Origin of the sequence: Streptomyces sp. NPDC091272 (assembly GCF_044757485.1) — a bacterium.
Taxonomy (GTDB): domain Bacteria; phylum Actinomycetota; class Actinomycetes; order Streptomycetales; family Streptomycetaceae; genus Streptomyces.
Map to the genome: position 1 here is coordinate 196457 of NZ_JBIVVC010000009.1, position 18931 is coordinate 215387.

An 18931-nucleotide genomic window follows, 5' to 3' on the forward strand; every position below is an offset into this window, starting at 1 on the left:
CGCGATCAGCCACGACGCGCCCGCGCGAAGGGAACGTCGCGAGAGGGGGCACGCGAAGGGGTGTGCTCCGCGCGAGGGGCCGCCCCCTTGCCCACCCGTCCCGCCCCCGGGGGGCGGCCCCGCTGCCCAAGGGAGCTGGGGGCGGGGAGCGTGAGAGAGCGACAGGAAGGGCGGCCCCGCTGCCCAAGAGGGCTGGGGCTGGGAGCGTGAGAGCGCGTTAGGAAGGGCGGCCCGCCGCCCAAGGGGCTGGGAAGCTCGCCTCACCAGCACCCAAGGTCGAAGTCGCGCACCAAGCGGCCCGCCCTCTTTGCCGCCGACGGTCCCCACTGGCTGAAAATGCTTGCGCTCAGGAGCCGTTCGGTCGCGGACCGTGACCCCAGAAATGCAGGAACTTGACCCGCTCGCCGCGGTCGACCTGCGCCGCGAGCTCTTCGATCACCCCCATGCATGCGAGTGTGTCATCCGCCACTGACACTCCGTACGGAATTTCCGCGCCAACTCGACACACGGTCGACCGAATTCGTCGCGTAACCAAAAGGCAACAACGGAATCACTTGTTGGCCGCGTACCGCTCTGTCAGGATCGGCAATCAAATCAAGCTGGAGCTACGCCGTCCTCCGTATGACGGGGTGAACGGCGGAGGAGAGCGTCATGGGCAACCGCTTCCAGGTGCGGGACCGCTTCGAAGGCGGCGCACAGTACATCGGCGGGCAGTTGCGGCCCGGTACGTCGGGTCGTACTCACACGGTCGTGAACCCCGCCACCGGCGAGGGGGTCTACACGTACGAGCTGGCCGGAAGAGACGACGTGGACGCCGCGGTGGCCGCGGCCAAGGCGGCTTTTCCCGGCTGGTCGGGGGCCACCCCCGGCGAGCGCTCCGACGCGATGCACAAGTTCGCGGCCGTACTCGCCGAGCAGGCCGAGGACTTCGCGTACGCCGAGTCGCTCCAGTGCGGCAAGCCGATCAAGCTGTCCCGGGAGTTCGACGTACCCGGCACGATCGACAACGTCGCCTTCTTCGCGGGCGCGGCCCGGCATCTGGAGGGCAGGTCCGCGGGTGAGTACGACGGCGACCACACCTCGTACGTCCGCCGCGAGGCGATCGGTGTGGTGGGCTCGATCGCGCCCTGGAACTACCCGCTCCAGATGGCCGCGTGGAAGGTCCTGCCGGCCATCGCCGCGGGCAACACCATCGTGCTGAAGCCCGCCGAGACGACCCCGTTCACCTCGATCATGTTCGCGCAGGCCGCGAAGGAGGCCGGGCTGCCCGACGGTGTCGTCAACATCGTCACCGGCGCGGGCAAGGACGCGGGCGAGCACCTGGTCGGCCACCCGGACGTCGCCATGACCTCCTTCACCGGCTCCACCCCGGTCGGCAAGCGGGTCGCCGAGATCGCCACCTCGACGGTCAAGCGACTGCACCTGGAGCTGGGCGGCAAGGCCCCGTTCGTCGTGTTCGACGACGCGGACCTGGAGGCTGCGGTCAACGGCGCGGTCGCCGGCGCCCTCATCAACACCGGCCAGGACTGCACCGCCGCCACCCGCGCCTACGTCCAGCGCCCGCTGTACGACGCCTTCGTCAGCGGCGTCGCCGAATTGATGGAGTCCGTGCGCCTCGGTGACCCGTTCGAGGAGACCACCGACCTCGGCCCGCTGATCAGCCTCGCCCAGCGCGAGCGCGTCGCCGCCGTCGTCGACCGGGCGCGTGCGTACGCCCGGGTCGTCACCGGCGGCGAGGCACCCGGCGGTGACCTCAAGGACGGCGCCTACTACCGCCCCACCCTGATCGCCGACGCACCCCAGGACAGCGAGGTCGTCCAGGACGAGATCTTCGGACCGGTCCTGGTGGTACTGCCCTTCGACAGCGACGACGAGGGCATCGCGCTGGCCAACGACACCCCGTACGGCCTGGCCGCCTCCGCCTGGACGCGCGACGTGTTCCGCGCGAACCGCGCCACCCGCGAGATCAAGGCCGGCTGTGTGTGGGTCAACGACCACATCCCGATCCTCAGCGAGATGCCGCACGGCGGCTACAAGGCCAGCGGCTTCGGCAAGGACATGTCCGCGTACTCCTTCGAGGAGTACACCCAGGTCAAGCACGTGATGTTCGACAACACCGCGGTGGCCCGCAAGGACTGGCACCGCACGATCTTCGGGGACCGATAGAGAGTCCGCCTCACCGCGGCAACCCACCCGAAAGGGCACTTGCGCATGGAGAAGTTCCAGAACGGGTCACCTTCCGCAGCGGGCAGCACGGACGCCGTGGCGGGCAGCACGGACGCCGTGGAGCGGGCCGTGCGGCGCAGCGTCACGAGCGGACGGGGCGCACTCACCCGCCGTTCGCTGATGCGCGCCGCGGGCGGCGGCGCCCTCGCCCTCGGCGGCGTCGGAGCACTGAGTGCCTGTGGCATTCCGGCCGCGGGCGGCAAGGACAAGGCGGCGGGGGTCTCCGACGACTTCTCGGCCGAGGAGAAGCGGGTCGTCTTCTCCAACTGGACCGAATACATGGACGTCGGTGAGAACGACAAGGGCTATCCGACCCTCGAAGCCTTCACCAGGCGCACCGGGATATCCGTCAAGTACACGGCGGACATCAACGACAACAACGAGTTCTTCGGCAAGATCCAGCAGCAGTTGCAGAACGGCCAGGACATCGGCCGTGACCTGATCTGTGTCACCGACTGGCTGGCCGCCCGGATGATCAGGCTCGGCTGGGTGCAGAAGCTGGACCCCGCCCACCTGCCGCACGCGTACGCCAACCTCAGCGCCCAGTTCCGCAGCCCCTCCTGGGACCCCGGGCGGGCCTACTCGTACCCGTGGACCGGCATCTCCACGGTCATCGCCTACAACGAGAAGGCGACCGGCGGCCGCAAGGTCGACTCCATAGCCCAGTTGCTGGACGATCCCAAGCTGAAGGGGAAGGTCGGCTTCCTCTCGGAGATGCGCGACACCGTCGGGATGACGCTGCTCGACCTCGGCAAGGACCCGGCGGACTTCACCGACGACGACTACGCGGCGGCCGTCGCCCGGCTGCAGAAGGGCGTCGACAGCAAGCAGATCCGCCGCTTCACCGGCAACGACTACACCGCCGACCTGGAGAAGGGCGACCTGGCGGCCTGCGTCGCCTGGGCCGGGGACGTCGTCCAGCTCCAGGCGGACAACCCGAGCGTCAAGTTCGCGATTCCCGAGGCCGGTTACATCTCCTCGTCGGACAACCTGCTGGTCCCCGCGAGGGCGCGGCACAAGACCAACGCCGAGAAGCTGATCGACCACTACTACCAACCGGGGCCCGCGGCGCAGCTCGCCGCGTACATCAACTACGTCTGCCCCGTCGAAGGCGTCCGCGAGGAACTCGCCAAGATCGACGAGGCACTGGCCGCCTCCCCGCTGATCCTGCCGGACAAGGAGATGGCGGCCAAGGCGCATCAGTTCCGCACGCTGACCGAGGCGCAGGAGAAGGCGTACGAGGAGAAGTTCGCCAAGCTCATCGGCGCGTAGGCACTCGGCGCGTAGACACTCGGCGCGTAGACACTCGGCCGGTAGGCACTTGGCGCGTAGGCGCGCCGGCCTCTCGGCGCGACGGGCCGGCCGTACGTGCGCCACCGCTCACCTCACCGCGTACACGTCCGTCACGCCCCCGCACCCTGCCCCCCCCGCAATCCCTGCCGCACCCCGACTCCCCCCTGGGACCGCAACCCATGACTCAGAAGACCGAAGGCGGCGACGTCCGCCTCGCCGGGATCAGCAAGACCTACGGCTCCTTCACCGCCGTGCACCCGCTCGACCTGACCGTCCCGCAGGGCTCCTTCTTCGCCCTGCTCGGCGCGTCAGGATGCGGCAAGACGACGACGCTGCGGATGATCGCCGGCCTGGAGGACCCCTCCACCGGCACCGTCTCGCTGGGCCCCACCGACGTCACGCACCTGCCGCCGTACAAGCGCCCGGTGAACACCGTCTTCCAGAGCTACGCGCTCTTCCCGCACCTCGACATCACCGAGAACATCGCCTTCGGGCTGCGCAGGCGCGGCATCAAGTCGGTCAAGAAGCAGGTCGACGACATGCTGGAGCTGGTCCAGCTCGGCCAGTTCGCCAAGCGCAAGCCGCACCAGCTCTCCGGCGGCCAGCAGCAGCGCGTCGCCGTCGCCCGCGCCCTGATCAACCACCCCCAGGTGCTGCTCCTCGACGAGCCGCTGGGTGCCCTGGACCTCAAGCTGCGCCGTCAGATGCAGCTGGAGCTCAAGCGCATCCAGACCGAGGTCGGCATCACCTTCGTGCACGTCACCCACGACCAGGAGGAGGCCATGACGATGGCCGACCAGGTCGCGGTCATGAACGGCGGCCGGGTCGAGCAACTGGGCGCCCCCGCCGACCTGTACGAGAACCCGCGGACCACCTTCGTCGCCAACTTCCTGGGCACCTCCAACCTCATCGAGGCCCAGGTGGCCTCGACCGCCGCCGACGTCATCACCGTGACCTGCGGCGACTCCAGGCTGAAGGTGCCGGGCGAGCGATGTCAGGCGCAGACCGCCACCGGCGACAAGCTCCTGGTGGGTGTGCGCCCGGAGAAGGTGTCGATCACCCACGCGGACAACGCGGGCACGGTTGCGGACGGCCGCAACCGCATCACCGGGCGCATCCTCGCCTCCAGCTTCATCGGCGTCTCCACCCAGTTCGTCGTGGACAGTCCGACCTGCGCGGACTTCGAGGTGTACGTGCAGAACGTCGAGCGCGACGTGCGGCTGGTGCCCGGCACCGAGGTCGTCCTGCACTGGAACCCGGAGCACACCTTCGGGCTCGACGCCGGCCAGGCCATCGACGCGGGCGTGCAGTCGGTGGAGGACGCCTCGTGACCGTCGCCGAAGCGCCCGTGAAAACGGCCGAGGTGCCTCCGGTGCACAAGGCGTCGACGCGCAAGCGCCTCGTCCCGTACTGGCTGCTGCTGCCCGGCATCCTGTGGCTCGTCGTCTTCTTCGCGCTGCCGCTGGTCTACCAGGCCTCGACCTCCGTCCAGCAGGGATCGCTGGAGGCGGGCTTCAAGGTCACCTGGCACTTCCAGACCTACTGGGACGCCCTCACCGAGTACTGGCCGCAGTTCATCCGCTCGCTGCTGTACGCCGGCACCGCCACCGTCCTGTGCCTGCTGCTCGGCTACCCGCTCGCCTATCTCATCGCCTTCAAGGCGGGGCGCTGGCGCAACCTGGTCCTCGTACTGGTCATCGCGCCTTTCTTCACCAGTTTCCTGATCCGCACCCTCGCCTGGAAGACGATCCTGGCGGACGGCGGGCCGGTCGTCGACGTGCTCAACACGCTGCACGTCCTGGACGTGACGAGCTGGCTCGGCTGGACCGAGGGCGGCCGGCTGCTGGCCACCCCCCTCGCGGTGGTCTGCGGTCTGACGTACAACTTCCTGCCCTTCATGATCCTGCCGCTCTACACCTCGCTGGAGCGGATCGACGGCAGGCTGCACGAGGCGGCGGGGGACCTGTACGCCACCCCGGCGACGACCTTCCGGAAGGTGACCTTCCCGCTGTCCATGCCGGGAGTCGTCTCCGGCACGCTGCTGACCTTCATCCCGGCGGCCGGTGACTACGTCAACGCGGAACTCCTCGGCTCGACCGACACCAAGATGGTCGGCTCGGTCATCCAGTCGCAGTTCCTGCGGGTGCTCGACTATCCGACGGCCGCCGCGCTGTCCTTCATCCTGATGGCGATCGTGCTGATCATGGTCACCGTCTACATGCGCAAGTCCGGGACGGAGGACCTCGTCTGATGGCGGCTCTCAAGTGGTTGCGGCGCAATCTCGTGGTCATCGCGGGGCTGCTGACCCTCGCGTACATGATCCTGCCGAACGTCGTCGTGATGGTGTTCTCGTTCAACAAGCCGAACGGGCGCTTCAACTACGCCTGGCAGCAGTTCTCCACGGAGGCCTGGCAGGACCCGTGCGGCGTCGCCGACCTGTGCGGCTCGCTCTCCCTCTCGCTCCAGCTCGCCGCCTGGGCGACGCTGGGGGCGACCGTGCTCGGGACCATGATCGCCTTCGCGCTGGTCCGCTACCGCTTCCGGGCACGCGGCGCGATCAACTCGCTGATCTTCCTGCCGATGGCGATGCCCGAGGTCGTGATGGCCGCCTCGCTGCTGACGCTGTTCCTCAACATGGGCGCCCCGCTCGGCTTCTGGACCGTGCTCATCGCCCACATCATGTTCTGCCTCAGCTTCGTCGTGACCGCGGTCAAGGCACGCGTCATGTCGATGGACCCGAGGCTGGAGGAAGCGGCCCGCGACCTGTACGCGGGCCCCGTCCAGACCTTCGTACGGGTCACCCTGCCGATCGCCGCCCCCGGCATCGCGGCCGGTGCGCTGCTCGCCTTCTCGCTGTCGTTCGACGACTTCATCATCACGAACTTCAACGCGGGCTCGACCGTCACCTTCCCGATGTTCGTGTGGGGCTCCGCACAGCGGGGCACACCCGTACAAATTAACGTCATCGGTACGGCGATGTTCGTCATCGCCGTGCTGGTGGTCCTCGGCGGTCAGCTCGTCGCGAGCCGCCGCAAGAGCGCAAGCCCCAAGTAGACCCAGCAGTTCCTTGAAGGAGTTGGAAACCATGGCCCCGGTAGCCATGCGTAGTGCCGCACAATCCCTTTCCGGCGCGAAGCCGCTCTCGTACTGGCTGGACGACCCCGCCAGGCCCGCCGCCGAGCAGTCCCTCACCGGGGACGAACGCTGCGACCTGCTGGTCGTCGGCGGCGGGTACAGCGGGCTGTGGACCGCGCTGATCGCCAAGGAGCGCGACCCGCAGCGCGACGTCGTGCTCATCGAGGCCAACGAGGTGGGCTGGGCCGCCTCCGGCCGCAACGGCGGGTTCTGCGCCGCCTCGCTCACCCACGGCCTCGGCAACGGCATCGCCCGCTGGCCCGACGAGATCAAGAAGCTCGAAGAGCTCGGCGAGCGCAATCTCGACGCCATCGAGGCGGCCGTCGGCAAGTACGGCATCGACTGCGCCTTCGAGCGCAGCGGCGAGATCGACGTCGCCACCGAACCGCACCAGCTCGAAGAGCTCCAGGAGATGTACGAGGAGGCCGCAAAGCTCGGTCTCGCCGACCACATGGAGCTCCTGGACGCGGACGCGATGCGCGCCCAGGTCGATTCGCCCACGTTCATCGGCGGCCTCTGGGACCGGCGCGGCGTGGCCATGCTCAACCCGGCGAAGCTGGCCTGGGGCCTCAAGCGGGCGTGCCTGGAGCTGGGGGTGCGCGTCTACGAGAACACCAAGGCCACCCAGCTCGCGTCGGACGCGGGCGGCACGGCGGTCCGCACCTCGTACGGCCGGATCTTCGCCCGCCGGGTGGCGCTCGGTACCAACGTCTTTCCCTCGCTGGTGAAGCGGTTGCGCGCGTTCACGGTGCCGGTCTACGACTACGCGCTGATGACCGAGCCGCTCAGCGAGGAGCAGCTCGCCTCCATCGGCGGCTGGACGAGCAGGGCCGGGCTCGGGGACAGCGCCAACCAGTTCCACTACTTCCGGATCTCCGAGGACAACCGGATCCTGTGGGGCGGCTACGACGCCGTCTACCACTTCGGCGGCAAGCTGAGCGGCGAGCTGGACTCCCGCCCGGAGACCTTCCTCAAACTGGCCGAGCACTTCTTCACCTGCTTCCCGCAGCTCGCGGGCCTGCGCTTCACCCATGCGTGGGGCGGCGCCATCGACACCTGCACCCGTTTCTCCGCCTTCTTCGGCACGGCGCACGCGGGCAAGGTGGCCTACGCGGCCGGCTACACGGGGCTCGGGGTGGGCGCCACCCGCTTCGGCGCCGAGGTGATGCTCGATCTCCTCGACGGGAGGAAGACCGAACGCACCGAGCTGGAGATGGTGCGCAGCAAGCCGCTGCCGTTCCCGCCCGAGCCGGTCGCCTGGGCGGGCATCGAGATCACCAAGCGCTCGATGGCCCGCGCCGACGACAACGGCGGCAGGCGCAACCTGTGGCTGAAGGCCATGGACAAGGTGGGCCTGGGCTTCGACAGCTGAGCCGGCCGCGGTGGTCCGCGGTGCGTGCGGTGCGCGCGCCACGTGCGGTGGGGCGGTGTGCGCGGAGTGCTGGTGCGCCCCCGGTCGAGCCGGGGGCGCACCACCGCGCTCTTTGTGTGACCCGCCGCGCCGCAGAAAGACGGCGGAACCCGCGTCATGATCGAGCTCCGGCTCCCTCTCCTCCGTGTACGCACTGTGCACAGGTAACGGAGAAGGAGGCCGAGCACGATGGCTGGCTCGGAAGCGAAGACCGCGGTGGAGTGGCTGGTCTCGGTGGCCCCGGACCCCGACGCGTGCCGGTGGGAGTGGGAACGCAACCCCTTGGGCGTCGCGTTGCTGCCGGCGGGCCGCCGCTGGGACGTGCTGATCCTGCCGGGCGCACTCGGCTCGCCCGCCCTCGACATCCTGTCCCGGCTGGTCGACCGGCCCGGCCCGGTGCTGGCCGACCTCGGCGACTCCCGGCTGGGGTTCTTCGTGCCGGCGGGCACGGCCGCCCGCTGGCTGGGCACGGGGGTACGGGGCGCGGGGCACGGCACCTGGATCGTGGTGCCCTACCCGGGCCGGGCGCCCGCCGGCGGCGTCCGCTGGCTGGTCGCCCCGGACGGCCACGGCACCCTCACCGACCCGGCGCTCCTGGAGCTCGCGATGCACGAGGCGGCGAGCCGGGCGGGGGGCGGCCGGCGAAACGGCCTCGACGGCTGAGCCATCCGGTGGGCGCCAGCAGCAGGACGGCCAGGCACCAACTGGCGAGCACGTCCAACGGCCAGTGGTAGCCGCGCAGTACGAGGCCGACACCGGTCACGACGGTGAGCGCGAGCGCGACGGGCGCCGGCCATCGGCCGCGTACACAGAGGTGCAGCAGGAGCGCGGCACCGCAGTACGCGACGGCCGCTGTCGCCGCGTGCCCGGACGGGAAGAAGCCGGTGTCCGCGGGGTCCACCGGGGACTCCCTGGCGACCAGCGCCTTCAGCGGTACCACCACGGCCGGGACCGCCGCCGTCGCCAGGGCGACGCTGAGCACCGGCAGCCGCAGGCCGCGCCACAGCGCGTACCCGAGCGCCATGGCCAGGACCGGGAGCGCGACCTGCGTGTTGCCCAGGTCGGCGAGGAACTCGGTGAGCGGGCGCGGCCCGCGGCCGACGAGGTGCTGGTCCAGACGTGTGTCGGCGCGCAGCAGGGGGCCCCGCACCACCACCTGCCAGGTGATCAGCGCGAACAGCAGCGCGCCGGTGAGAACCGCACACCACAAGGCCGACCGCCCCGGAGCAGGGGGGGAGGCTCCGGGGCGGTCGGCGGGACCGGCGGGGCGGCTGCCCCGGGGGGTGTGGGGCGCGCCGCTGTCCGATCGTTGAGGATTTCCGGAACCAGAGGCTCCGGGGGTGGTGTGCGCGAAGGCACGGCCAGGGAGGTGCTGGGGAAGCTCAACCCTGGACTCGCCCGCAGTCCCCTGCGGGCGGGGTGTTTCTCTCATCTGCCAGGAACCGTACGACAGGAAGAAGGGGACCGACAGCGGGAGTACGATCCCGCCATCGGCCCCCCACACGTTCTTCACAGGGACATGATCGCCCAGATCCCGGCTGATGCGACCGGAGCCCGGCGAACGCGCTCAGATCCCGGCGGACGCGCTCAGATCCCGGCGCACGCGCTCAGATCCCGGCGAACGCCGCCTCAAGGATGTCCAGGCCCTCGTTCAGCAGGTCCTCGCCGATCACCAGCGGCGGCAGGAAGCGCAGCACGTTGCCGTAGGTGCCGCAGGTCAGGACCAGCAGGCCCTCCTGGTGGCAGGCCTTGGCGAGGGCCGCGGTGGCCGCCGCGTCCGGGGTCTTGGCGCCGTCCTTCGTACCGGACTCGACCAGCTCGATGGCGATCATGCCGCCACGGCCGCGGACGTCGCCGATGACGTCGAACTTCTCCTGCATCGCGGTGAGGCGGCCCTTCATGACCTCCTCGATGCGCTTGGCCCTCGCGTTGAGGTCCAGCTCCTTCATCGTCTCGATGGAGCCGAGCGCGGCCGCGCAGGCCACCGGGTTGCCGCCGTAGGTGCCGCCGAGGCCGCCCGAGTGCGGGGCGTCCATGATCTCGGCGCGGCCCGTCACGGCGGCGAGCGGCAGGCCGCCCGCGATGCCCTTGGCGGTGGTGATCAGGTCGGGGACGACACCCTCGTCCTCGCACGCGAACCACTGGCCGGTGCGGCAGAAGCCGGACTGGATCTCGTCGGCGACGAAGACGATGCCGTTGTCGGTCGCGAACTTCGAGATCGCCGGCAGGAAGCCCTTGGCCGGCTCGATGAAGCCGCCCTCGCCGAGGACCGGCTCGATGATGATCGCGGCGACGTTCTCCGCACCGATCTGCTTGTTGATCATGTCGATGGCCTGGGCGGACGCCTCGGCGCCCGCGTTCTCGGCGCCGGTCGGCCAGCGGTAGCCGTAGGCCACCGGGACGCGGTAGATCTCCGGGGCGAACGGACCGAAGCCGTGCTTGTACGGCATGTTCTTGGCGGTCAGCGCCATCGTCAGGTTGGTACGGCCGTGGTAGCCGTGGTCGAAGACAACGACGGCCTGGCGCTTGGTGTACGCACGGGCGATCTTGACGGCGTTCTCGACGGCCTCGGCGCCGGAGTTGAACAGCGCCGACTTCTTGGCGTGGTCGCCGGGCGTCAGCTCGGCGAGCTGCTCGCAGACCTCGACGTAGCCCTCGTACGGCGTGACCATGAAACAGGTGTGGGTGAAGTCCTGGAGCTGGGCGGTCGCCCGGCGGACCACGGCCTCGGCGGACGCGCCGACCGAGGTCACGGCGATGCCGGAACCGAAGTCGATCAGACGGTTGCCGTCGACGTCCTCGACGATGCCGCCGCCCGCGCGGGTCGTGAACACGGGAAGCACGGACCCCACCCCACCGGCGACCGTGGCGCTGCGGCGGGCCTGAAGCTCCTGCGACTTCGGGCCGGGAATGGCGGTGACGACGCGGCGCTCCTGCGGAACTGCGCTCATGAGGGGCTCCTCGGGAAGGGGGTGGGGTGAAACGGGACGCTCCGGTACTTCCGTCCTTTCGCAGGCTAGGGGCGGCGGGACGCGGTGGGCATGTTCCGTCTCGGAGAAGTACGGGGGGTGTGTTGTCCGGTACGGACATAGCGGGCTCGGGGGTTCGGGAGCCCGGAACCGGGGGACCGGCCACTAGATTGGGCCGCTGTACGCAGTGGCGAGCTGGTTCGTGGGGACGAGGGGCAGCACATGAACACCGGTGACAGGCACGACGCCCGCTCCACCCGCGCGGGTGCGGTGCCCCGGCCGGCCGGTCCGCCGCCCGCCCATCTGCCACCCGTGCCGGCCGCCGCCCCGCCGCTCTCCCGGGTGGAGGACTGGCTGACCACGCCCCGCCCCGAGGCGGCGCCCGGAATCTGGCGGTACGGGCACGTGCCGCGCCCGGAGCGGCCCCACGAGGAGGCGGTCAGCGACCGCTCGCTGATGGTCGGCGCGGTCATCTCGCTGCTCTCCGGGCTGTTGATCTGGTCGCTCTGGTGGAACAACTACATCCCGTACTGGCTGGTCCCCATGAAGCTCGTCACGCCGAGCGAGTGGTGGAACGCGGGGATGTTCGGCGGCCCCCGCACCCCGGACGCCTACGAGGGCGTCGCCGTGTACACCGGGCTCTTCGGAGCGGCCCTCGTCTACTGGTTCGGCAGGCTCGGCAACTGGGCCGAGGTCTTCCGCCGCTTCGTCCGCAGCCGCGAACAGCCCTTCCGCGGGCTGTCCGCCGCCGGCCTCGCCGCCCTCGTCCAGGTCCTCACCTGGACCGGCACACTGCCCGTCGTCGACCCGGTGATGATCCTGCTGCCGGACGCCTGGCTCGGCGGTGGCGGAAACCGCTACGTCGCGGCGATCGTCGTCTACGCCGTCTACGCGCTGATCGTGCTCGCCCTGCTCTGGCCCTTCGCCCGGATGGGTGACTGGACGGGCGCGCTGCGCCGCAGGCCCGCGCCGAGCGCCGCCGCCGAGCCCGTGCACCCCGCCGCCGACCCCGCCCGCTGGCCCGAACTGCGGGCGGCGGGGGAGCAGGAGGCCGCCGACCTCCTCACCGGCGAGGTGCGCGGCGGGCGGATGAACGACCTCGACCTGGTACGGATCCGGCACGCCTGGGACCTGGCGGGCGACGACCCGCAGCGGCGCGCGCTGTTCACCGCCACCGTCCTGCGTGACGGCGCCGCCGCCTTCACCCACCCCTCCGGCGCCCGCGACCTGCCGCGCCGCTCCGCCACCCACGACCTGCTCGACGCACAGGTAAGGATCGGTACGTACGTCGACGACGAACCCAACCCGTACGCACGTAGGGGAGCGGGCACCGCCCTGGAGCCCGCGGTCCTCGCCACCTCCCTGCTCGCCGTCGGCCCGCCGGGCGCGGGCAAGACACGGCACCTGACCGCCCCCGTCGTCGAGTCCCTCGCCCTCCAGGCCCTCGCCGGGAAGTGCGGCGTGATCACCGTCTGCGCCGCGGGGACGCCCCTCGCGGGACTCGACGACGAGGCGTACGACGTCGTGGTCAAGCTCGGCGACCGGGGCTCCGTCCACGACCTCGACCTGTACGGCGGTACCGGCGACGCCGAGGCGGCCTCCACCGTCCTGGCCGAGGCGCTCGTCGGCGACCTCGACACCGTCGACACCGGGCGCGCGGCGACCGCGCTCGCCCAGCTGGTGGGCCCCTACCGCGCGGTGCACGGCCGCTTCCCCGCCGTTCCCGAGCTGTACGAACTCCTGCGCGCGGACCCCGCGGCGCTCCAGCGCCTCGCCGCGCAGCTGGACGCGGCAGGTGCCGACGCGATGCTGCGCGACCTCTCCTCCCGGGTCCGCCAGTCGGGCAGCGCCTCCGACCCCTGCGCTGCGCTCGCCGACCGGCTCGCCCTCCTCGACCGGCCCGCCTTCGCCGACTTCTTCGACACCTCGGCCACCGCCCGCCCCTTCTCGCTGCGCGCCCTCCAGCACCACCCCATGCGGGTCCGGGTCGAGCTGCCCGAACCCGGGCACACCGAGGCGTCCCGGGTCCTGGCCCGGCTGGTGCTGGCCCAGTTCCTGGCGGCCGTCACCGCCCGCGCCGACCGGTCGCTGTTCAGCTGTCTGGTCCTCGACGACGCGACGGGCACGCTCACCGCGGGGACGGTGCGCGGCATCAGCCGGCTCCGCGCCGCCAACGCCGGCGTCGTGCTGGGACTGCGTACCGTCGACGACGTCCCCGAGGCGCTGCACATCCCGCTGCTCGGCGCGGTCGGCTGCCACATGGCGTTCTCGGGGGTCACCACCTGGGACGGCCGCCGTTTCACCGAGGCGTGGGGCACCGAGTGGGTGGAGACCACCGAGGTCGCCCAGCACACCGTCTTCGCCAACCAGCCGCTGACCCGGGCCGTTCACTGGCTGCGCAAGCTCGTCACCGGCAAGGCGGTGGTCACCAGCGCCGTCACCGTCAAGAAGGTGGAACGCGAGCGCTGGTCCGCATCGGAGCTGGCCCGCGGGGTACCCGCAGGACACGCGGTCCTGTCGCTCACCTCGGTGCACGGAGGGCACGCCCCGCCGCTCCTCGTGGACCTGCGGGACTGACCCGGCGGCCCCGCGCGACCGAGCCCGTCCGGCCGGTGCGACGCTCCCCTTACGTACGCCCTGGCAGAATTGGCAGTGCCGTTCATACGGGACGGCACATTTCCCTTGAGAAGGTCCCGTCCTCGATGCCGCCCACGCTCGCCTCCCTCGTCCACCACTCCGCGCTCAAGCTCGTCGTGCGCGCGGGAGAGGACCGGCTGGAGACCCCGGTGCGCTGGGCGCACGTCAGCGAACTCGCCGACCCCGTCCCGTACATGGAGGGCGGCGAACTCCTCCTCATCACGGCGATGAAACTCGACGCCGAGAACCCGGAGGCCATGCGGCAGTACGTGCGCAGGCTGGCCGGCGCGGGGGTTGTCGGGCTCGGCTTCGCGGTCGGCGTCTCCTACGAGGACATCCCGCACGCGCTGCTCGCCGCCGCGAAGGAGGAGGGGCTTCCGCTCCTCGAAGTGCCGCGCCGCACCCCTTTCCTCGCCATCTCCAAGGCGGTGTCCGCCGCGATCGCCGCCGACCAGTACCGCGCCGTCACGGCGGGCTTCGAGGCCCAGCGCGAACTGACGAAGGCCGCGCTGACCGGCCCCGCGGAGGTGGTGGCCCGCCTCGCCTCGCACGTCAAGGGGTGGGCCGCGGTGTACGACACCTCCGGTGCGGTGGTCGCCGCGGCGCCCGACTGGGCGGCCAGGCGCGCCACCCGGCTCGTACCCGACGTGGAAAGGCTGCGGGAGCGTCCCGCACCGGCCAGTGCGGTGGTGGCGGGCCCGGCCGACGGCGGCGGCAGCGAGGACCGGGTCGAGCTCCAGTCCCTGGGCGCGGGCCGGCGAGCGCGCGGCACGCTCGCCGTGGGCACGGCGGCGCCGCTGGGCACCGCCGAGCGCTACGCCGTCCACTCGGCGATCGCGCTCCTCACCCTGACCACCGAGCGGACCCGGGCGCTCCAGGCCGCCGAGACGCGGCTGGGGGCGGCAGTCCTGCGGATGCTGCTGGCCGGTGAGCCCGACCACGCCCGCGCGGTCGCGGGCGACCTGTACGGCGGGCTGCTCGACGCGCCCTTCCGCGTACTGATCGCCGAGGCGGCCGGCGAGGGGGCGGACGCGGCCGAGCCCCTCCAGGCCCTCGTCGACGCGCTGGAGTCTGCGGCGGCGCGGGCGGGCGAGGTCATCCTGGTCGTTCCCGCGGGCGGACGCGTGGTGATCCTGGCCGCCGACGGCGGTGAGTCGGTCGCCGCGTGCGCGCTCCACACGGCGGTACGGCGCGGGGACGCGGCGCGGCCGATGGAACCGGCGGACGAGGGCGAACTCGTCGTCGGCCTGTCGGCGCCGGCGGGGCCGATCGCGGCGGCCACCGCCTTCAAACAGGCCGAACAGGCGCTTTCGGTGGCCCGGCGAAGGGGCCGCGCGCTCGTCGAGCACGAGGAACTGGCCACGGGCTCGGTGCTGCCGCTGCTCGCGGACGACGCGGTGCGGGCCTTCGCGGACGGAATGCTGCGGGCCCTGCACGACCATGACGCGACCGGGCGGGGCGACCTGGTGGCGTCACTGCGCGCCTGGCTCTCCCGGCACGGCCAGTGGGACGCGGCGGCGGCCCAACTCGGCGTCCACCGGCACACGCTGCGCTACCGGATGCGGAGGGTCGAGGAGATCCTGGGCCGCTCCTTGGACGACCCGGACGTCCGGATGGAACTGTGGCTGGCGCTCAAGGCGACTTCTACTGGGGCGTAGGGCGGGGCGGGGGGCTGCCGGGGGGTGGGCGGCACGGGTCGGCCCCTCGTGCCTGGCCCACCCCGGCCGCCTCGGGCAGCGGGGCCGCCCCCTTCCCCTTCCTACCCCAGCCCTCTGGGGCAGCAGGGCCGCCGCCTTTCCCCCACCAACTCCAGCCTCCTCGGGCAGTGGGGCTGTCCCTTCTTCACACCCCACCCTCACCCCCAGCCTCCTTGGGCAGCGGGGCCGCCCCCCGGGGGCGGGACGGGTGGGCAAGGGGGCGGCCCCTCGCGCGGAGCGCACCCTTTCGCGTGCCCCCTTGCCGGTGCGTTTCCTTCGCGCGGGTGCGTCGTGGCTGGTCGCGCAGTTCCCCGCGCCCCTGGGTGGTGCCCTCTGGGCGTGGGTGTGGCCGTGCGGGTGCGTCGTGGCTGGTCGCGCAGTTCCCCGCGCCCCTGGGAGGTGCCCTCTGGGCGTGGGTGTGGCCGTGCGGGTGCGTCGTGGTTGCTCGCGCAGTTCCCCGCGCCCCTGAAGGGCGCCCCCCCGGGCGTGGGGTGGGCCGTGCGGGCGCGTCGTGGCTGGGCGCGTAGTTCCCCGCGCCCCTGAGGGGCGCGGGGCCTGCCGGATCGGCAGGGGGTGGGGCGGGCAATGCTCCATCCCGGACAAACGACGCCCGGCGTCGTCGCCCCTACCGTGGGTCGCGTACCTGTACCCGTACCCACATTCCTCGGAAGGGCCGGACCTCCTATGACTTCCACCCACGCCTTCTGGCTCGCCGGCCGCCAGGCCACCGGTGACAGCACCTTCGACGTCACGTCCCCCTGGGACGGCCGCACGGTCGGTACCGTCTCCGTCCCCACCGACGCCCAGGTCGAAGAAGCCGTCGCCGCCGCGTACGCCGTCAAGGACGAGTTCGCGGCGACCCCCGCGCACGTCCGCGCCGCCGCCCTCAACCACATCGCCGACCGCCTCGTCGAGCGCACCGAGGAAATCGGCCAGCTGATCTCCGCCGAGAACGGCAAGCCCGTCAAGTGGGCCCGTGGCGAGGTCGGCCGCGCCGTCTCCGTGTTCCGGTTCGCGGCCGAGGAGGCCCGCAGGTTCAACGGCGGCGAGGCCCAGCGCCTCGACACCGACGCCGGCGGTGTCGGCCGGCTCGCCCTGACCCGTCGCTTCAACCGCGGCGTCGTCCTCGGCATCGCCCCGTTCAACTTCCCGCTCAACCTCTGCGCCCACAAGGTCGCCCCCGCGATCGCCGTCGGCGCGCCGATCATCCTCAAGCCGGCCCCCGCCACCCCCCTCTCCGGCCTGATCCTCGGCGAGCTGCTCGCCGAGACCGACCTGCCGGCCGGTTCCTGGTCCGTCCTGCCGGTCGCGAACGACAAGATGCCCGCCCTGGTCCAGGACGAGCGCCTGCCGGTCATCTCCTTCACCGGCTCCGACAAGGTCGGTTACGCGATCATGGACTCGGTGCCGCGCAAGCACTGCACCCTTGAGCTCGGCGGCAACGGCGCGGCCGTCGTCCTCGGTGACTTCTCCGACGAGAAGGACCTCGACTGGGCCGCGACCCGCATCGCGACCTTCTCCAACTACCAGGGCGGCCAGTCCTGCATCTCCGTGCAGCGGGTGATCGCGGACGCGTCCGTGTACGACCGCCTGGTCCCGAAGATCGTCGCGGCCGTCGAGGCGCAGGTGACCGGCGACCCGTCCGACGCCGCCACCGACGTCGGCCCGCTCGTCAGCGAGGACGCCGCCAAGCGGGTCGAGTCCTGGGTCGACGAGGCCGTCAAGGCCGGTGCCGAGCTGCTGACCGGCGGCAGCCGTGACGGCGCCAGCTACGCGCCGACCGTCCTCGCCGCCCTCCCGGCCGATGTCACCCTCGCCGGCGAGGAGGTCTTCGGCCCGGTGCTCTCCGTGCAGAAGGTGAACGGTGAGAAGGAGGCCTTCGAGGCGGTCAACTCCTCCAAGTACGGCCTCCAGGCAGGCCTGTTCACCCATGACATCCAGGCCGCCTTCCGCGGCCACCGCGCCCTGGAGGTCGGCGGCGTGATCGTCGGCGACGTCCCCTCGTACCGCGCGGACCAGATGCCGTACGGCGGCGTGAAGCAGTCCGGTGTGGGCCGCGAGGGCGTCCGCTACGCCATGGACGACTACACGTACGAGCGTGTGATGGTCCTGACGGGCATCGACCTCTAGCCGAGCGGCGCAAGGGGAGGCCAGTAGGCTCGTCAGCACCATGACGAGCAGCTCACCGGCCTCCCCCTCGGCCTCCCGTCCGGCCTCTCCGGAGCCCGCGGAGCCCCCGGCGCAGATCCTCCCGCCGCCCCCGGTGTCCGTGACGCCCTCCGCCGCCGCGGCGTCCCGGTCCCTCGGTGCCAAGGCCGACAAGGACACCGTCCGCCGGCACAACCTCAGCCTCGTGCTGCGCGCCGTGCACGACGAGGGCGAGATCACCCGGGCCCAGGTCGCCGCCCGCGTCGGCCTCACCCGCGCCGCCGTCTCCTCCCTCGTCGAGCAGCTCCTGGAGGGCGGCTTCCTCGCCGAGTCGGGCAAGACCTTCAGCGGACAGGCCGGCCGCCCCGGCACCGTCCTCCAGGTCGCCCGTACCGGCGCCGCCGGACTCGGCATCGAGATCAACATCGACTACGTGACCGTCTGCGCCGTCGACCTCGGCGGCAGCGACCGGGTCCGTCTCACCGAGCACCTCGACAACCGCGGCACCCCGCCCGCCGACGTCTTCCGCCGGGTCGCCCGCATCGCCGCACGCGCCACCGAGTCGGCGGCGGAACAGCAACTCCGTCTGGTGGGTGTCCAGTTGGCACTCCCGGGCCTGGTCTCCGGCGGAACGGTCCGGCACGCCCCCAACCTCGGCTGGAGCCGCGTCGCCGTCGAGGGCCTCTTCGCGCAAGCCCTCGCGGCCCTGCGCCCCGACCTCGGCCCGCTGCCCGTCAGCGCCGACAACGAGGCCAACCTCGCGGCCCTCGCGGAGCTCTGGTTCGGCGGACACCGCGCGGACCGCTCCTTCCTCTACCTCAGCGGCGAGGTCGGCGTGGGCGGTGCGCTCGTACTCGGCGGCCAACTCCTGCACGGTGCACACGGGTTCGCGGGGGAGATCGGACACGCGGTGGCGCACGCGGACGGGCCGACCTGCCGGTGCGGCGCCCGCGGCTGCCTGGAGCAGTACGCGGGCCAGCTCGCCCTGCTGCGCAACGCGGGCCTGGACGAGAACGCGGGCGTGCCGGGGGTGGCGGAACTGGAGCGAAGGGCCGCCGCCGGGGACGAGCCCGCCCTCGCCGCCCTGCGCACGGCGGGCGAGAAACTGGGCCTCGTGCTCTCCGGGGCGGTCAACCTGATCGACCCTGAGGCGGTCGTGCTCGGCGGCATCTACCGCGGCCTCGCGCCCTGGCTGCTCCCCGCCGTGGACCGCGAGCTGTCGCAGCGGGTGGTTTCCGGCCTGTGGGCGGCCGGATCTCCCCGGCTGCGGGCGTCCTCCCTCTCGGGCGACGCCGCACGAGGCGCCGCCGCGCTGGTGGTCCGCGCCGTCCTCGCCGACCCGGCCGGCTACCCGGCACCCCGCTAGACACCCGAGTGGGGCGGGCGGGGAGCTCCCCGCCCGCCCGCGGCCAACC

The 18931-nt window shown here is 71.9% G+C and carries 13 protein-coding genes and 1 pseudogene; 11 read left to right on the forward strand and 3 right to left on the reverse strand.

Annotated features, from left to right (window positions below):
• Positions 1–263: 263 nt before the first annotated feature.
• Positions 264–445, reverse strand: a pseudogene (locus tag ACIQM4_RS24700) (hypothetical protein); the annotation flags it as partial.
• Between the two features lie 206 nt (positions 446–651).
• Here ACIQM4_RS24700 and ACIQM4_RS24705 point away from each other — a divergent pair.
• From ACIQM4_RS24705 to ACIQM4_RS24735, 7 genes are all read left to right on the forward strand, one after another.
• The gene (locus tag ACIQM4_RS24705) at positions 652–2166 is read left to right on the forward strand and encodes a gamma-aminobutyraldehyde dehydrogenase (RefSeq protein ID WP_401595450.1); all 1515 of its coding nucleotides are present in this window, start codon (positions 652–654) and stop codon (positions 2164–2166) included.
• A 180-nt stretch (positions 2167–2346) separates the two neighbouring features.
• Complete coding sequence (locus ACIQM4_RS24710) at positions 2347–3498, forward strand: PotD/PotF family extracellular solute-binding protein (protein WP_401595688.1); 1152 nt, start codon at positions 2347–2349, stop codon at positions 3496–3498.
• A gap of 200 nt (positions 3499–3698) precedes the next feature.
• The gene (locus tag ACIQM4_RS24715; RefSeq protein ID WP_401595453.1) at positions 3699–4850 is read left to right on the forward strand and encodes an ABC transporter ATP-binding protein; all 1152 of its coding nucleotides are present in this window, start codon (positions 3699–3701) and stop codon (positions 4848–4850) included.
• Positions 4847–5770: an ABC transporter permease gene (locus tag ACIQM4_RS24720; RefSeq protein ID WP_401595456.1), complete on the forward strand. Its 924-nt coding sequence runs from the start codon at positions 4847–4849 to the stop codon at positions 5768–5770. The genes ACIQM4_RS24715 and ACIQM4_RS24720 overlap by 4 nt, the downstream gene beginning before the upstream one ends.
• A complete protein-coding gene (locus ACIQM4_RS24725; RefSeq protein ID WP_401595459.1) occupies positions 5770–6573 on the forward strand; it encodes an ABC transporter permease in 804 nt (267 codons plus the stop codon). Before ACIQM4_RS24720 ends, ACIQM4_RS24725 begins: the two co-directional genes overlap by 1 nt.
• Before the next feature lie 31 nt (positions 6574–6604).
• A complete protein-coding gene (locus ACIQM4_RS24730; protein WP_401595462.1) occupies positions 6605–8026 on the forward strand; it encodes an NAD(P)/FAD-dependent oxidoreductase in 1422 nt (473 codons plus the stop codon).
• A 228-nt stretch (positions 8027–8254) separates the two neighbouring features.
• Entirely contained in the window at positions 8255–8728 is a 474-nt protein-coding gene (locus tag ACIQM4_RS24735) for a hypothetical protein (protein WP_401595465.1), read from the forward strand.
• Here the strand turns inward: ACIQM4_RS24735 and ACIQM4_RS24740 are convergent.
• Positions 8643–9275, reverse strand: a complete 633-nt coding sequence (locus tag ACIQM4_RS24740) for a phosphatase PAP2 family protein (RefSeq protein ID WP_401595468.1) — start codon at positions 9273–9275, stop codon at positions 8643–8645. The two genes, ACIQM4_RS24735 and ACIQM4_RS24740, sit on opposite strands and share 86 nt — an antisense overlap.
• A gap of 397 nt (positions 9276–9672) precedes the next feature.
• Positions 9673–11016, reverse strand: coding sequence for a 4-aminobutyrate--2-oxoglutarate transaminase (gene gabT / locus ACIQM4_RS24745; protein WP_401595471.1), 1344 nt, complete (start codon positions 11014–11016; stop codon positions 9673–9675).
• 240 nt (positions 11017–11256) lie between these two features.
• Between gabT and ACIQM4_RS24750 the strand changes: the two genes are divergently transcribed.
• The 4 genes from ACIQM4_RS24750 to ACIQM4_RS24765 all read left to right on the forward strand — a co-directional run bounded on the left by ACIQM4_RS24750 (position 11257) and on the right by ACIQM4_RS24765 (position 18882).
• Positions 11257–13611: an ATP/GTP-binding protein gene (locus ACIQM4_RS24750; protein WP_401595474.1), complete on the forward strand. Its 2355-nt coding sequence runs from the start codon at positions 11257–11259 to the stop codon at positions 13609–13611.
• A gap of 125 nt (positions 13612–13736) precedes the next feature.
• Entirely contained in the window at positions 13737–15329 is a 1593-nt protein-coding gene (locus ACIQM4_RS24755; protein WP_401595477.1) for a PucR family transcriptional regulator, read from the forward strand.
• A 723-nt stretch (positions 15330–16052) separates the two neighbouring features.
• Positions 16053–17498 (forward strand): aldehyde dehydrogenase family protein, encoded by a 1446-nt coding sequence (locus ACIQM4_RS24760; protein WP_401595480.1) that lies wholly within the window; start codon positions 16053–16055, stop codon positions 17496–17498.
• Between the two features lie 40 nt (positions 17499–17538).
• Positions 17539–18882 carry an ROK family protein gene (locus ACIQM4_RS24765; protein WP_401595483.1) on the forward strand — a complete coding sequence of 448 codons (1344 nt, stop codon included), beginning with the start codon at positions 17539–17541 and terminating at the stop codon, positions 18880–18882.
• The last annotated feature ends 49 nt before the right edge of the window (positions 18883–18931 follow it).